The following is a 15637-nucleotide window of genomic DNA, read 5'->3' as shown; positions in this document are numbered from 1 at the left end:
TTTCTCCTCTGATAAGAATTAACGACGGCCTTTCCAGTAGCCGGATGTCTGGTGCCAAACCTTGCCGGCAGTGGTCATCACCCGGCGTAGCCGATCTTTGCCGAAGATGTTGACGTGCGGGATCGAACTCATCAGATCGTAACGATCGGATCCTTCGCTCATGCCCTCCGCCAGCACCTTGCAAACGATATGGCTTGGCGTCACGCCAAAGCCGGAATAGCCCTGTACGTAGAACACGTTGTCGTGCTGCGGCAAGGTGCCGATCTGCGGGAACAGGTTAGCGCTGCAACACAGCGGCCCACCCCAGGCCAGATCGATCTTCACGTCATGCAGGTACGGGAACACTTTCAGCATCAGATTGCGGTTCCAGGCTTTGAGATCCGCCGGGATGTATTCGATCAACCGGGTGGCGCTGCCGAACAGCAGGCGGTTTTCATTGGTGACACGGTAGTAATCGATCACCGGGCGAATGTCGCTGTAGGCGCCGCGGATCGGGCTGATAAGCCGGATCAGCTCTTCGGGCAGCGGTTCGGTCGCCAACTGGAAAGCGTAGGTATTGATGGTTTTGTTATGGATGAACGGCTCCATGCCGTTGAGAAAGCCGTTGCATGCCCACAGCATCTTGTTGGCGCGCACCGAGCCCATGGCGGTGCGAACCTTAATGCGCGAACCGTACTCGACGTCAAGCACGCTGCTGTTTTCGAAGATTTTCACGCCGTAGCCGCTCAATGCCTTGGCCTCGCCCAACAGCAGGTTGAGCGAATGCACGTGCCCGCCGCCCATGTGTTTCAATGCGCAGGTGTAGGCGTCAGATCCCACCACCTGCTTCACCTCCGCACCGGTATAAAGTTCGATCTCTTCATTCGGCGATACCGCCTGGAACTCTTTCAGCCAGCTGCGCAGGGTTTTCTCCTGGCGCGCATTGCTGCCAAGGTAGCCGTAGCCAAAGCGGAAATCGGCGTCGATAGCGTATTTCTTGATGCGCTCACGGATAATGCCGGCGCCGAGGTTGCTGATTTTGAACAGGGTTTCCAGCCCGGATGGGCCGACGTGACGTTTGATTTTCTCCAGATCGTGACCGATGCCGGCCATCACCTGCCCGCCGTTGCGCCCGGTGCCGCCGTAGCCCAGATGGCGCCCCTCCAGAATGGCGATGTTGGTGATGCCCCGCTCCGCCAGCTCCAGCGCGGTGTTGATACCGGAGAAACCGCCGCCGATGATCACCACGTCAACGTCCAGATCGTCTTCCAGCGTCGGGAAGCGCAAATCGTACTTTTTGGTTGCCGCGTAGTAGGTTAACGATTCGATATTATTGTTCACTGCCGCACTCCCGAAGACCCTATGCCATAACAGCGGATTATCGGGAGGTGGGCGCGACGTCGCCATGTCCCTTTAGGGACATTTTTCCCCTTCATCTTTCAAACTACAGCGTTGTTGGCTGCTGACATTCACCCCAGTCACTTACCTAAGTAAGCTCCTGGGGACTCTCGTCCTTGCCGCCTGGCTGTAGTTCGAAAGCTATAGGGGATAGATCGATGCACTCAGGCGCTGCGGCGCAGCGGGGTGGCCAACAGCAGATTGAACAGCTCGGCCTGCGAACCAATCGCCAGCTTGCCGTAGATGTTCTTGCGGTGGTTTTTCACCGTTCCCAGACTGATGAACAGCCGATCGGCGATTTGCTGCGAACCGCAGCCGGCGAGGATCAGATCGACAATCTCGCGCTCACGTGGCGTCAACAGATAACGCGCCTGCGCGCCGTCGTCGTTCACCGTAGCAACATCGGCCGGCGCCGCCACCACTTCGCCATGCAGGCGCGCGATGCTTTTGAGCAGCGTCAACGCACTCTTCAGCTCAGCCAGTTGCGGATAACGTACCCCCACCGCCTGGCGCGCCGAACCGAAAAACACCCCTAATCCGCGTTCCGGCGTCAATGGCAGCAGCACGCCGGCCTCGTCGTGCCAGCCGGTTTTACGGTAGAAATTACGGTAATAGTCAGTGTGATAGAAACCGCACGGCGCCAACTGGCGCAGCGAAAACACCTCGCCGCTGCCGCCGCCGTTCAGCACCTGATAAAACGGATCCTGCAGGTAAGCGCCCTGCTGGTAGATTTGGTTGACCGCATCGCTGTTTTCTCGCTCGGTTTTGAGCAGGCAACGCGGCGCACGGCCGCGTTCGAAGGCATAAACAATGGCGTTGTCGAAGGCGAAGAAAGCTTCCATCCAGGCCAACAGGTTGGGATAAAACCTGGGGGTCGCTACCGCGTCAATCACCGTCGATAACCGTTCGACCTGAATATTCATCTCCGCCCTCGCCATCATTAATAAATTAACAATCACCTTGTTCCGGATAAAACCGGCGGTGTCATGGCCCACTTGTTATAAAATGCACTCAACGGCGCCAAATGCAAGGTTTCGCTTGCTCACATGCTAAACAAATCACAGCTTCGCCAGATTATGGCGCCCCGTCGCGTACGGACCCGGTTAATATATTAACGAATGGGTTTCCGGCAGTGAAAAGCAGTGGTTCACCCGCCGATGCTGGCTTATGCTGTGATTTTACCGCGCCAAGGAGAGAACATGACCACCAGCCTGACGATCGCCAACCGACATACCTGGTTCGGCCACGGCAGTATTAGCCAACTGATCCCACTACTGGCCGCCGATCCCCAGCCGACATTGCTGTTCAGCTGCCGCTCGTTCCTCAATGGCGCGGTGTATGCCTCGTTGGCCGATGCCCTGACGCCGCTGCTGATCGGCACCGAGATCGTCAGCCACGAAGCCTCGCCGCAGGAGATCGACGCCTGGGTCGCACGCTGGCGCGGCAAGGCATTGCGCGTGGTGGCCATTGGCGGCGGCAGCGTGCTGGATGCCGCCAAGGCGTTTGCTGCCTTGGTGGAACACCCGCTGCCGACGCTGCGCTATATGGAAAAGATCGGCGATAGCAAAATCAGCGGCGCCACCCTGCCGCTGATCGCCATCCCGACCACTGCCGGCACCGGCAGTGAAGTGACCCAGAATGCGGTGATCACCGACACCCGGCTCAGCAAGGTGAAAGCCTCGCTGCGCCATAACAACTTCGTGCCGCATACCGCCATCCTGGATCCGCAGCTGCTGCAGGGCGCGCCGGACAAGGTGCTGGCTTACTGCGCCATCGACGCTTTTACCCACCTGTTCGAAGCCTATTTGTCCAAAACCGCCAGCGCCATGACGCGCGAGATGTCGCTGGCCGGCATCCGCCATTTCCTGGACGCCTGGCCGTCGCTCAACCGCAGCGATCGCGCCCGTGAAGCCATCATGCAGGCCTCGTACCTTGGCGGGCTGACGCTGAGCGCCGCCGGGCTGGGGGTGATCCACGGCATTGCCGGCGAAATTGGCGCGCTGCACGATTACCACCACGGCCAGGTCTGCGGCCGCCTGCTGTTGCCCTTCCTCGAACTGCTGGCGCAAAGCGAGCAGCCGCAACAGCGCGCGCTGATGAGCGATCTGGCCGCACGGCTGTTTCCCGAACAGCAAGACAGCCCGGAACGCTATCTGATCGAGTTTATTACCCGCAACGCCATCGCGCCGTTCTGGCAGGATGACCTGCCGATTTCCAGCGGCGAACTGGCGGTGACGCTGGAGAAATCCAACAGCAAAAACTCGTTGATCGACTATACCGCCGCGCAACGGCAACAGATGATCGAAGGCGCATTCCGCGTCGAATGATAATATAATGAGATCAAAGCAATAGCGGGAGATCGAACATGGGTATCATCAGCTGGATTTTTACCGGCATCGCCATTGGCATTCTGGTAGGCGTGCTGCTAAAGATTTTTGGCAAGAAAAAGGAAGACGACCAGTAAACCGCCTTCAGAAACACGCGGCGCCGAAGGCCGGGAATAAGCGTTCACCCCGCCTCATGCGCCGCCAGCAGGCACTCGTGGAATACCTTCACCACCCGTTGCGGGCTGGGTGAACGCCGTACCACGCAGGAATATTCGCAGTGGTAGCGGAACAGCTCCGGTTTGATTGCCCGCATCATGTTCTGCGCGACGAAAAACGCCGCATAGTGGTCGGGAAGAAAGCCGACATACTTGCCGGAGAGGATTAAGGTCGCTATCGACTCCTGAGCAAAACCCGTCGCCTTGCGCTGCAAATGCTGCTGCAAACTTAACGCCATATTCGGCGAATGGTAGCCCAACCCTGCAAAGGCATAATTGTGCAACAGATCCCAATTCAGCATATCGTGAGGAGAGGAAAATAACTCATGCTGCGTGCCGCAATATAAGAACATCCTCTCATTGAATAAAGAACTATAAGATAAACTTTCCGCACTGCGGTGCATTGGAATAACGCCAATCTGAAACTGCCCGTCAATAACGCCACGCTCAATGGTATTTATCGGTTCCACGTACATTTGCAAAGACACATCCGGCGCACGCTCGCTGAATAACGCAATTGCCCGGCCGATATGCGCCTGCGGATTACTGACGGTATGATCAAATATTGCCACGTGCAGCTGGCCGCCCATGCGTCGATGCACGTCATCCACCCCACGGCGGAAAGCCTCGGTGGCCGCCAGCAGGTTGGTGGTTTCCTGGTAAATCAACAGCCCTTCATCGGTGACGGCGAAACCTTCCCGCCCGCGTTGGCACAGCGTCAGCCCCAGCCTTTGCTCCAGATCCTTGATATGTTTGCTGATGGTCGACAGGCTGATATTCAGCTCCAGCTCGGCGGCGCTCATTCCTCCGCAGTCGACCACCGCTTTAAACACCCGCAGCAACCGCAGATCCATATCCGACAACTGCCCTAAAAGCGCGCGTTTTTTTACTTGCATAAAACCTTAAGTAAGTTTCGATATATGATTATTCACATTAGTGAAGAAGCGGAACATAGTCAATTTCACACAACAATTCATTAACACGTTTATTTATACCCTATCGCTTTTAAGTTACGGCCAGGCGACCAGTTCGCTCACCCCAGGCGCTTACTCAAGTAAGTAACTGGGGTGAGCGACAAATATGTCGGGAACAGATTTGAACGCTGCTTGCAGCGGCCCTGAAAGGGCAAGGACCATGGATGGGCCTTGTAAGCAGATAACAACGCTGTAACTTAAAAGATGACGGGTATATTTAATTAACCGTACCTATTCTCCCCTTCGGAGGGAAAAATGGCTGATTTACATCACTCTGAAAATAAACCCGATCGTGAATGGTTAGAAGCCCATTGGATGCCGTTTACCGGCAACCGTAATTTTAAAGCCAACCCAAGAATGATCAGTCACGCTGAAGGCGTTTATTATACCAGCCAGGATGGGCGTAAAATCTTCGACGGTTTATCCGGCCTGTGGTGCTGCGGATTAGGCCACGGCCGCCAGGAAATTGCCGATGCGGCCCACCGTCAACTTTCTCGGTTGGATTATTCCCCGGCGTTTCAATTCGGTCATTCATTATCTTTCGAACTGGCGAATAAAATTAAGGCCATGACGCCGGCCGGGCTGGATTATGTATTTTTCACCGGCTCCGGCTCAGAAGCGGCCGACACCTCGTTAAAAATGGCGCGCGCCTACTGGCGGGCCAAAGGCCAGGCAGGAAAAACCTGTTTTATCGGCCGTGAAAAGGGCTACCACGGCGTTAACTTTGGCGGTATTTCGGTGGGCGGCATCGCCGGTAACCGCAAGGCCTTTGGCGCAGGAGCGGAAGCGGACCACCTGCCGCATACCCTGCTGGCGGGTAACGCCTTTTCGCGCGGCATGCCCGCGCAGGGCGCCGAACTGGCGGAAGAGCTGAATCGAATTATCGCGCTGCGCGATGCGTCGACCATCGCGGCCGTGATTATCGAGCCCTTCTCCGGCTCCGCCGGGGTGATAGTGCCGCCAATCGGTTATCTGCAACGTATCCGAGAAATTTGCAGCCAAAACAACATCCTGCTTATTTTTGACGAAGTGATCACCGCCTTCGGCCGCTGTGGCGCCTTGACCGGCGCCGAGGCGTTCGGCGTCACGCCGGACATCATGAACATCGCCAAACAGGTGACCAACGGCGCGCAGCCGATGGGCGCGGTGGTCGTCCAACCGGCGATTTACGATGCCTTCATGCACACCGACGAGCCGGAGTACCTGCTCGAATTCCCGCACGGTTATACCTATTCCGCCCACCCGGTCAGCTGTGCCGTGGGGCTGGCGACGCTGGATATCATTGAGCGCGAACAGATGATCGAACGGGTACAGGCGCTGGCCCCCTATTTCGAACAGGCGGTACATGGCTTGCAAGGCTGCAAGCACGTCACCGATATCCGCAATGTTGGCCTGGCGGCGGGCATCACGCTGGCGGCGCGGCCAGGGGAAGCGGCGCGCAGGCCATATGAGGCGGCGATGCACTGCTGGAAAAACGGGTTTTACGTCCGCTATGGCGGCGACACCCTGCAACTGGCCCCGCCGTTTATCAGCAGCGAGGCGCAGATCGACTCGCTGATCAACGCCCTGGGCGACGCCCTCAACGCAACCGAATAAGGAGCGAGTGCCATGCCCATTTCACATTGGATCAACGGCCAGGCCGCCGCCGGCGGCACCCGCAGTCAATCGGTGTTCGATCCGGCGACCGGGCTTTCGCACCGGCAGGTGCTGCTGGCAGACCCCGCCACGGTGGAAAGCGCCATCGACGCCGCAGAGCGGGCTTACCCAGCCTGGCGGGACACCCCGCCGCTGAAGCGCGCCAGGATCATGATTCGCCTGAAAGCGCTGCTGGAACAGCACGCAGAGCATATCTGCCGGCTGATTACCGCTGAACACGGCAAGGTGCTCAGCGATGCCATGGGCGAATTGCAGCGCGGCATCGAGAATATCGAATACGCCAGCTATGCGCCGGAATTGCTGAAAGGCGAGCACAGCAAGGACGCCGGGCCGGGTATCGACAGCTGGAGCGAGTTTCAGCCGCTGGGGGTAGTGGCGGGCATCACGCCGTTCAACTTCCCGGCCATGGTGCCGCTGTGGATGTGGCCGATGGCGGTGGTGTGCGGCAATACCTTTGTGCTGAAACCGTCCGAACGCGTCCCCTCCTCCACGCTGTATATCGCCCAGTTGGCTTCAGAAGCCGGGCTGCCGCCCGGGGTGCTGAACGTCGTCAACGGCGATCGCGAAGCGGTGGACACCCTGCTGCACGATGCGCGCGTCAAGGCGGTGAGCTTTGTCGGTTCGACGCCGGTGGCGGAGCACATCTACCATACCGGCTGCGGCCAAAATAAACGGGTGCAGGCGCTGGGCGGCGCGAAAAACCACGCGGTGGTGCTGCCGGACGCCGACATCGCAGGCAGCGTCAACGCCTTGATGGGTGCGGCATTCGGCTCCTGCGGCCAGCGCTGCATGGCAATCCCGTTGGTGGTCGCCGTGGGGGATGACACCGCCGACGCATTGATTGCCGGGCTGCGGCAGCAAATGTCCGCCATGCGCGTCGGTATCGGCAGCGACAATCGCAACGACATGGGGCCATTGGTCACTCAACAGCATTATCAGAAGGTGAAAGGCTATATCGAACAAGGCGTTGAAGAAGGCGCAACCCTGGTGGTCGATGGCCGTACGTTGGCGGTGCGGGATGACGACGGGCAAATCAGCCAGGGCTATTTCCTCGGCCCTACGCTGTTCGATAACGTGCGTCCCGGCATGCGGATTTACCAGGAGGAGATCTTCGGCCCGGTGCTGGGCGTGGTGCGCGTCGGCACGCTGCAGGAGGCGATGGCGATGATTGACGCCCACGAATACGGCAACGGCACCTGCCTGTTCACCCGCGACGGCGAGGCGGCGCGTTATTTTTCCAGCCATATTCAGGTCGGCATGGTAGGCATCAACGTTGCGCTGCCGGTCCCGGTGGCCTACCACTCGTTTGGCGGGTGGAAGCGATCGCTGTTTGGCGATCTGCACGCCTACGGCCCGGATGCCGTCCGGTTTTACACCAAACGCAAAACCATCACCCAGCGCTGGCCTTCGTCCAGCGACGCCCAACATGCCATCTTCAGCTTCCCGTCCGGGCAGGGGTAATTTCAGAATAAAAATAATGATGTTATAGGGGCGAAGACATTCGCCCTCTTCTCCACGCGCTCCATTTAATCAGGCGCGGGCAGCGGCATGCCATCGCAATGCTCTACCGCACGATCGCCGCCCGCAACATAACTCACCAACGCGTTGTTAATGGGGTATTGAATGAAAGAGCCCGCACCAGAACATAAATTCAAAGGCAATCTCAGCGTCCTGGATGTGGTGATGATTACCGCCTCCGGCGTCACGCCGGCCAGCTCGATCTTCGTCATTGCCCCACTGGCGATCGCCAGCGCCGGCAGCGGCGCTTTTATCTCATTCCTGATCGCCGCCTTTATCGCCGCGACCATCGCCCTGTGTTACGCCGAGCTAGGTGCCGCCCACCCCAGCGCCGGCGGCGAATACAGCATTATCAAACGGTTGTTCGGCACCCTGTGCGGGCTGCAAACCTATTTGTTTATCCTCAGCGCCGCGCTGTTTGTGCCGGCAGTGCTGGCCACCGGTGCAGTGCCCTATCTGAACACCGCGTTGGGTACCCAACTCGACGCCTCCACCGCCGGCATGATCACCATCCTGATCGGCGGCGGCTGCGCCATTTTCAATATCAAAGCCAACGCCCTGCTGACCGGCACCTTCCTGGTGGTCGAGGTCGCGGTGCTGGGATTGATCGCCTGGCTGGGGTTCAGCAATCCGCACCAGAGCGCAGACATACTCACCGCACCGGTCATGCTCAATCTCGAAGGGGTTTTGTCGCCGGTTTCCGTGCCCTTGATCGTCGCCATGGTCGGCGTCGCGCTGTTTTCCTACAACGGCTACGGGGCGGCGGTGTATATGGCGGAGGATATGCGTGAACAGGGCAAACCTATGGCAACCGCCATCATGCTGACGCTGGCGATCGTGGTGCTGGTCGAGCTATTGCCCTTCACCGCTCTGCTGATCGGCGCGCCCTCGTTAGCCGACATGGCCAAACAGGCCGATCCGGTCGGCTATGTGGTCAGCCAACTGGGCGGCCCGACGCTGGCGCGAGTGGTCAGCGGCGCGATTTACCTGTCGGTGTTCAACGCCATTATCGCCATCGTGGCACAGTTCAGCCGGATGATGTTCTCCAGCGGGCGTGATGGCTTTTGGCTCCCGCAGGTGAATCGGGCGTTGAAAAAAATCCATCCTCGCTTCGGCACGCCATGGATCGCCACCCTGCTGTTCGGCATCCCCTCGGCGCTGCTGGCCTTTTGCTCCAACCTTGGCGATCTGACCTCCTTTACCGTGATCCTGCTGCTGTTGGTATACATCATCATGGCGGTAGCCGCGCTGATCAGCCGCCGCCGGGCGCGCTTCCATCACCCGTACCTGATGCCGCTGTGGCCGCTGCCGGTGGTGATCGCCTTGCTCGGCTGCCTGTACGTACTGTGGACAATTTTAATCGCCAGCAGCCTGAAAGACTTTATTATCATTGCCGGCATCCTCTGTTTTGGTCTGACGCTGAGCTACATGCGCAACCGGCAGGCCGCCCCCCTTGTTGAACCCTCGATTGAAGGAGAATAGCCATGTCGCAACGCGCTCAGGAGTTGGGGATTATCATCGGACAGGGCACGCCCGGTCCGCTGAACGCCATCACCGACGTGCCCGGCGTTCGCGTCGGCCACGCCGGCATCCACGCCGATCTGGCCGATGGCCGCAGCGTGCGCACCGGCGTCACGGTGATCGAACCGCGTAGCGGCCAGGCGCGGCAGTCACCCTGCTTTGCCGGCGTTCACGTGCTTAACGGCAACGGCGACGCCACCGGCCTGGAGTGGATCCGCGAAGCCGGCCTGCTCACCAGCCCGATCGCCTTCACCAACACCCACAGCGTCGGCGTCGTGCGCGACAGACTGATCGCGCTGGAACGCGAAGCCTTGCCGCCGGGTGACGACGCGGTGTACTGGAGCATGCCGGTGGTGATGGAAACCTTCGACGGTCTGCTGAACGACATCAACGGTTTTCACGTCAAACCCGATCACGTGCGGCAGGCCTTGCAGGCAGCGCATGACGGGCTGCCACAGGAAGGAGCGGTAGGTGGCGGCAGCGGCATGATCTGCCATGAATTCAAAGGCGGTATCGGCACCGCTTCGCGCCGCCTGCCTGCCGATCGCGGCGGCTGGACGGTGGGTGCCATCGTGCAGGCCAACCACGGTAAACGCGCATCGCTGTTGGTGGGTGGATATCCGGTGGGCCGCCATCTGGGGCATATCCACTCGCCGTTCACCCCGCAACTGCCGCATCCCGGCATGGGGTCGATCGTCGTTACGCTCGCTACCGACGCGCCGCTGTTGCCGCATCAGTGTACCCGCCTGGCCCAGCGCGCCAGTATCGGCATAGCCCGGACCGGCGGCGGCACCGAGGACTCGAGCGGCGATATTTTTCTCGCCTTCGCCACCGGCAACGACGGCCTGCCCCCCGCCGACTACGCCAACAAAGGCGCGTTCACTACCCCGTTGCGCATGGTGAATAACGATTACATTTCCGATCTGTTTGCGGCGGCGGCCGACGCGGTGGAAGAGGCGATAATCAATGCCCTGCTGGCGGCCAATACCCTTTCCGGCAACGGCCATCGGGCGGAAGGGCTAAGCGCGGAGCAGTTGCTTATCGCACTGGAGAAGGCCGGCTGGCGGCGGTGAAAGGTTATCGCGGGCGCCGGTTGCCCGCGCCCACGATGCATCAGGACTCGCCGCCCGGCTTGGGTGGCGGATAGTCGTAATCCAGTTTTAGCGGTTCGGCGTAAACGCTGTCCCACAACTGGCTATAGAGGTTGTCCAGCCGCTGGCTCATCGCCGGGCTGTGCAGCACCAGTTCCAGGTTGCGCGAGTTATCCAGATAGCCGCCGGTCCAGTTGCTGGTGCCCACCCAGGCGGTTTCGCCGTCGATAGTCATCAGCTTGCTGTGGATCACCCGGGCGAACGGGATAAATCCGTGGCTTGCCGGCGGAATGGTCACCACCTTTATCTGCACGTTCGGCACCAGCGCCAGGCTTTTCAGCCAGGCGATATCCGGTTTTTTGGTGTTCCAGTTGGCCACCATCAGCTCGATCTGCACGCCGCGCGCGGCGGCGCTGCGCAGGGCATTGTCGATGACAGCGTAATAAGGCCGGCTGTGCTCCGGGCCATACGACAACGGCGCATAGTCCATCACCTGCACCCGCACCCGCTGTTTGGCGCCCGCCAGCAGGCGCGGCAGCTCAACCTGCGAGTCAATCACGCCGGCCGGGTTATAGGCACGCGGGCTGGCGACCAGATAGTTGCCCTGCGGCGTTGCCGCCGTGGGCTGATACGCCAGCTCCGGCACCGGTTTATCCGCCGTCAGCAACGCCTGCGCCCGCCAGTCCTGCTCGAAGATCGCCTGGATCTGCCCGACAACCCCGGCATCGCTGATGCGCAGCCCGGTTTCATGAATATGTTCCAGCGCCCGCCAGTCGAAGTTCTGGCTACCGACAAACGCCTGCTCGCCGTCCACCAGCAGGTATTTGGCATGCAGGATGCCGCCGCTCAACCGCTGGTAAGGAATAATGCGCAGCTCCAGGTTGGGGATCGCCTTCAGCTGTTCCAGCGTCTCCGGGGTGGAGATGCGTATCCCCTTCTCTTCCATCAGAAAACGGATTTTTACCCCGCGCTCACCCGCCGCTTTCAGGTGTTGCAGCACGCCGTCCAGCAGCGAACCCTGTTGGTTCGCCACATAAAACTGCCCCAGATCGATGCGGGTTTTCGCCGCATCGAACATCTGCTGCCACACCTCGGCGGTGTTGCGCAGGTCATCCGCCCGCAACGCGGTTTCCACCGGCGCGGTATACACCAGCTCATAGCCGGGAATATCAAAACGCGCCGCCGCACTCTGGCTCAACATCAACAGACAGCCACCCCATAACGCCGTGTAAAGGCGGCCAAATGGCCGCCGTGGTTGATGGCCATTAGGCATAGCGCGGCGCCTCACTGTCAACCCATTGCTCGCGGCTGCCGTTTTCCGGGCGGCTGGCCGGCGCACCGGCACGGATCAACAGCACCTTCAGCAGTTCGTTGATGCGCTCCATGCGGCTTTGCAGGTAGTTGTTGCCCACCAGGCACAGCAGCGCGATGGCGATCCCCAGCCCGGTGGCGTACAGCGCGGTCCCCATCCCGGCAGACACCAGGCTCGGCTCCGACACCCCGGAAGCGGCCAGCGCCTTAAAGGTTTCGATAATCCCCATCACCGTCCCCAACAGCCCCAGCAGCGGAGCGGCGGTAACGATGGTTTCCAGCAGCCACAGGCCACGCGCCATCAGCGGTTTGCTCAACAGGTACTGCGCGTCGACCAGATCGCCTATCGCTTCGCGGTCACCGGCGCGGTGCTTCTGCTCCAGTACCGGCGCGATCACCGCCAGCGGCAGGCTGTTGCGCTGGGTCAGTTCGTCCGGCAGATCGGCGGCGCGATGCACGTCCGGTGTCAGCGCCTGCTCCAGACGACGGGCCTGGCGCTGGGTGTAGGCGAAATACAGCGCGCGTTCGATAATGATCACCAGCGCAATCGCCAGCGCGGCGTACATCACGTAGAAAATAATGTCGTGCAACAGATTGGCATTCATCATTTAGCCTCGAATTAGTTAAAAGGTGGCTTCCAGCGATACGCTGAAGGTACGTTCTTCCCCGACGTTGTAATACGGCGTACTGGCTTTCACGCCGCCATAAGGCGCTGCGTTGAAGGTGGTGGTACGTACCGAGGTCAGGTATTCCTTGTCAAACAGGTTGCTGACGCCAAAGCGCAGCGCTGCACTTTTGATGATTTTCTTGTCCACCGGCAAATGCACCCCCGCCGCCAGATCGAACACCGTGCGGCCGCCGATCTTCTCGTCGTTGGTCAGATCGCCGTAGAACGAACTGACGTATTTGCCGCTGACGCTGCCGTAATACAGGCCGTCGTCGTAGCCCAGCGTCATGTTCAGCAGGTTTTTCGGCACATTCGGCACCTCTTTGCCGGACGTCGGCAGCGGCAAACCGCCGTTGCTGACGATGTCGCTCTTCTGCTTCGACTGGGTATAGGTGTATGAGGTGTAGTAATTAAAGTTGTGCGGCAGTTGGCCACTCCACTCCAGCTCCAGCCCCTTGTTCTCTACGTTGCCGATGTTCATCATCTCGTAGTCGCCGGACGAGTTGGTGGTGGAGATTTGACGATCGCTGTAGCGCATATAGAACAGCGTGGCGCTCATCAGCATGTCTTCCTGCTGGAAACGCCAGCCCAGCTCGTGGTTCCAGCTCAACTCCGGCTTGGTGCTGATCGAGTCGCCGACGTTGTACAGCACGTAGTTCGGTGGAGTGCGCATGTTGCGCGTCAGGTTATAGAACACCTGATTTTCCTGGTTCAGCTTGTAGCTGGCGCTGAAGTTCGGCAGGAACTCGTGGTAAGTGGCATCGCGCTTCTCCGGCACGTTGTACAGGCTGCCCCGGTTGTCCCCTTTACGTTCCACGTACTGATAGGCCAGCCCGCCGACGAAGGTCCAGTCTGGCGTGGCGTACCAGGTATCCTGCAGCCACACTTTCTGCGCCGGGGTGATGGTGTATTGGTTACGGCCTTGCACGGTGTTGCCGTTGGCATCCTGCACCTGATCGGAACCGCCCGGTTTGCCCGAAATCTGCGCCGGGTTGCCGTCGTCCTTGATGCCGATAAACGGCTGGGTCTGCAACTGACGCGCACGTTCATACCAGTAGCCGATATCCAGGCTGTGCTGGTCGTTGATGTCCCACTTCAACTTGGTGGTAATCCCGGGGCGCCAGGTCTGGGTCCAGGATGGGCGGTAATAGGTGTTGGACTGCAAATTGCTGAGATCGTACTGCCCGGCCTTGTCCGACGTTTTGGACAGCACCGACGCCGTCTGGCCGGTGAAGCTGCCGCCGTTGCCCCAGTAATAATACGGCTGCAGGGTCAGCGACAGATTGTCGCGCAGCTGCAATTTTTGGGTGAATGACAGGGTGAAGGTATCGAACGGGTTGCGGTTGAGCTTGTAGTACTTGTTCAACTGGCCCTTGCTGTTGTATTCCGGCGTGGTGGCATAGTCGGTATCACGCCCGTCGCTTTCGAACTGCGCCTTGCTCAGGGTGTTGTAGTTGACGTTATTTTGACGGTTGTACTTCATGATCAGATTGCTGCTGTTGCCGTTGCCGTCTTCGTACAGCGAGTTCATTTCGAACTTATCGGAATAGTTGCGCCCTTCACCGCGCCACTTTTTCGCCTCGGTATGCGAGTAGGAGAGCCAGTTGCTGAAACCGTTGTACTCGCCGGTTTCCAAACGGGCAAAGGTCTTACTCAGGTTGTTGCTGCCCAGCGTCTGCTTGACGAAACCGCCGAAATCTTTTGCCGGGCGGCGCGTTACCATGCCGATATTGCCGCCGCTGGAGCCGATATGCGGGCCGTCCACCTCGGAGGATCCCTGGGTGACGAACACTTCTTCCAGGTTTTCCGAGTCGCCCAGCAGGTTCGGGTAAACCGCATAGTTGCCGGAGTCGTTGATCGGGATACCGTCCATCGACAGGCCAATCTGATCCGAGTTCATGCCGCGCATGGTGTAATCGACGCCGCTCAGGCCGCTGGCGTCGTTGCTGTTGACGTTCAGGCCCGGCGTGTACTTCAGCTTGTCGATGGCGTTGGCCGCCGCGGGCATTTTGTCCATCGCCTCTTTGGTGACGGTGGAGCGCGCCTTGGCGCTGTCGTCCTGCACCATCATGCCGCCGCCCAGCGACTGCCCCTTCACGCTGATGGTACCGACGTCGGTGGCGTCCGCCGCCAGCGCCGCGCCCGGCAGCATCGCCGACATCACCGCCAGATAAATCCCAGATCGATTGAAAGACTTCATTGTTTCCATCCCCTAAAGAATCAAACTGTTATGCCAGGTCGCTAAGGCGCCTGATAATTGAACGTGGCTGAAAATCGTTTTGTCGTTTGCCCGGCAAAAGCGTCGCTCGGGAACGGCTTCACCTGGCTGATACTTTGTAAACTGCTCATCGCCGCGCGGTTCAGCAGCATGCTGGCAGCCTTGCCGGCGATGCCGGAAGAGAGCACACGGCCACTGCGATCGACCTCCAGCCAGACCTCGACGTTGCCCTGCGGCCGTTCGAGCGAAGCCTGCCGTCCGCTCGGGTAACGCTTGCGCTGTTCCAGCTCGCGGCGCAGTGCCTGCAAATAACCGTTTTCGATCGCCTGGGCGTTGACCTTCGGTGCGGCCGGGGCGGTTACTGCCGCCGGTTTGCTGACTAATGCTCTTGGCGCTACGGGAGCGGCAACGGGTTTGGCCTTCTCTACCGGTTTGGCTTTTTCTTTCACCGGCTTAGGTTTCGGCTTCGGCTGCGGTTTTGGCACCGGCTTGGCTTCGATAACGGGCTCAGGGGCCGGTACTACCGGCTCAGGAATGGGTTCCGGCTCCGGCGGCGGGGGTTCGGGTTGTGGCGGCGTTTCCACCGGCGGTTCCGGCTGAGGTTCAGGCTCCGGCTCGACCAGCGCCAGTTCCATGGTGGTGTCGTCATAGCGTGGCTGGATTTTCAGCGCCGCCTGCTGGCTGGCGAACAGCAAACAGCCCGCCACGATCAGCGCCGGCAGCCAGCTGAAAAGGTGACGTGAACGATAGAGCAGATACATG

The 15637-nt window shown here is 59.7% G+C and carries 12 protein-coding genes; 5 read left to right on the top strand and 7 right to left on the bottom strand.

Features of this window, described 5'->3' with window-relative positions; translation table 11 throughout:
* Positions 1 to 18: 18 nt before the first annotated feature.
* Together JK621_RS01760 and JK621_RS01755 are read right to left on the bottom strand one after the other, a co-directional pair.
* On the bottom strand, positions 19 to 1320 hold the full coding sequence (locus JK621_RS01760; protein ID WP_212558391.1) for an NAD(P)/FAD-dependent oxidoreductase: 1302 nt from the start codon (positions 1318 to 1320) through the stop codon (positions 19 to 21).
* A 221-nt stretch (positions 1321 to 1541) separates the two neighbouring features.
* Positions 1542 to 2300, bottom strand: a complete 759-nt coding sequence (locus JK621_RS01755) for a response regulator transcription factor (RefSeq protein ID WP_212558390.1) — start codon at positions 2298 to 2300, stop codon at positions 1542 to 1544.
* Positions 2301 to 2576: 276 nt separating this feature from the next.
* Here JK621_RS01755 and JK621_RS01750 point away from each other — a divergent pair, with 276 nt between their 5' ends.
* Positions 2577 to 3704, top strand: a complete 1128-nt coding sequence (locus JK621_RS01750) for an iron-containing alcohol dehydrogenase (RefSeq protein WP_212558389.1) — start codon at positions 2577 to 2579, stop codon at positions 3702 to 3704.
* A 181-nt stretch (positions 3705 to 3885) separates the two neighbouring features.
* Here JK621_RS01750 and JK621_RS01745 read toward each other — a convergent pair whose 3' ends face one another.
* Complete coding sequence (locus tag JK621_RS01745) at positions 3886 to 4815, bottom strand: LysR family transcriptional regulator (RefSeq protein WP_212558388.1); 930 nt, start codon at positions 4813 to 4815, stop codon at positions 3886 to 3888.
* Positions 4816 to 5148: 333 nt separating this feature from the next.
* Between JK621_RS01745 and JK621_RS01740 the strand changes: the two genes are divergently transcribed.
* From JK621_RS01740 to JK621_RS01725, 4 genes are all read left to right on the top strand, one after another.
* Complete coding sequence (locus JK621_RS01740) at positions 5149 to 6489, top strand: aspartate aminotransferase family protein (protein ID WP_212558387.1); 1341 nt, start codon at positions 5149 to 5151, stop codon at positions 6487 to 6489.
* 12 nt (positions 6490 to 6501) lie between these two features.
* Positions 6502 to 8010, top strand: coding sequence for a CoA-acylating methylmalonate-semialdehyde dehydrogenase (locus JK621_RS01735; RefSeq protein WP_212558386.1), 1509 nt, complete (start codon positions 6502 to 6504; stop codon positions 8008 to 8010).
* A gap of 162 nt (positions 8011 to 8172) precedes the next feature.
* Complete coding sequence (locus tag JK621_RS01730; protein WP_212558385.1) at positions 8173 to 9549, top strand: APC family permease; 1377 nt, start codon at positions 8173 to 8175, stop codon at positions 9547 to 9549.
* A gap of 2 nt (positions 9550 to 9551) precedes the next feature.
* Positions 9552 to 10661 (top strand): P1 family peptidase, encoded by a 1110-nt coding sequence (locus JK621_RS01725; protein ID WP_212558384.1) that lies wholly within the window; start codon positions 9552 to 9554, stop codon positions 10659 to 10661.
* A gap of 40 nt (positions 10662 to 10701) precedes the next feature.
* On the opposite strand, the gene JK621_RS01720 is transcribed toward JK621_RS01725, so the two are convergent.
* The 4 genes from JK621_RS01720 to JK621_RS01705 are packed head-to-tail and all read right to left on the bottom strand — an operon-like array spanning position 10702 to position 15636.
* On the bottom strand, positions 10702 to 11952 hold the full coding sequence (locus tag JK621_RS01720) for a phospholipase D-like domain-containing protein (protein ID WP_212558383.1): 1251 nt from the start codon (positions 11950 to 11952) through the stop codon (positions 10702 to 10704).
* Positions 11945 to 12595: a MotA/TolQ/ExbB proton channel family protein gene (locus JK621_RS01715; protein WP_004949824.1), complete on the bottom strand. Its 651-nt coding sequence runs from the start codon at positions 12593 to 12595 to the stop codon at positions 11945 to 11947. The genes JK621_RS01720 and JK621_RS01715 overlap by 8 nt, the downstream gene beginning before the upstream one ends.
* 18 nt (positions 12596 to 12613) lie before the next feature.
* On the bottom strand, positions 12614 to 14857 hold the full coding sequence (locus JK621_RS01710; RefSeq protein WP_212558382.1) for a TonB-dependent receptor family protein: 2244 nt from the start codon (positions 14855 to 14857) through the stop codon (positions 12614 to 12616).
* A gap of 41 nt (positions 14858 to 14898) precedes the next feature.
* The gene (locus JK621_RS01705; RefSeq protein ID WP_212558381.1) at positions 14899 to 15636 is read right to left on the bottom strand and encodes an energy transducer TonB; all 738 of its coding nucleotides are present in this window, start codon (positions 15634 to 15636) and stop codon (positions 14899 to 14901) included.
* Position 15637 lies beyond the last annotated feature (1 nt).

This window comes from Serratia plymuthica, from assembly GCF_018336935.1.
Classification (GTDB): Bacteria; Pseudomonadota; Gammaproteobacteria; order Enterobacterales; family Enterobacteriaceae; genus Serratia; species Serratia plymuthica_B.
The sequence above is the reverse complement of the archived record's forward strand: the minus strand, read 5'-3'. Positions and strand labels throughout refer to the sequence as shown.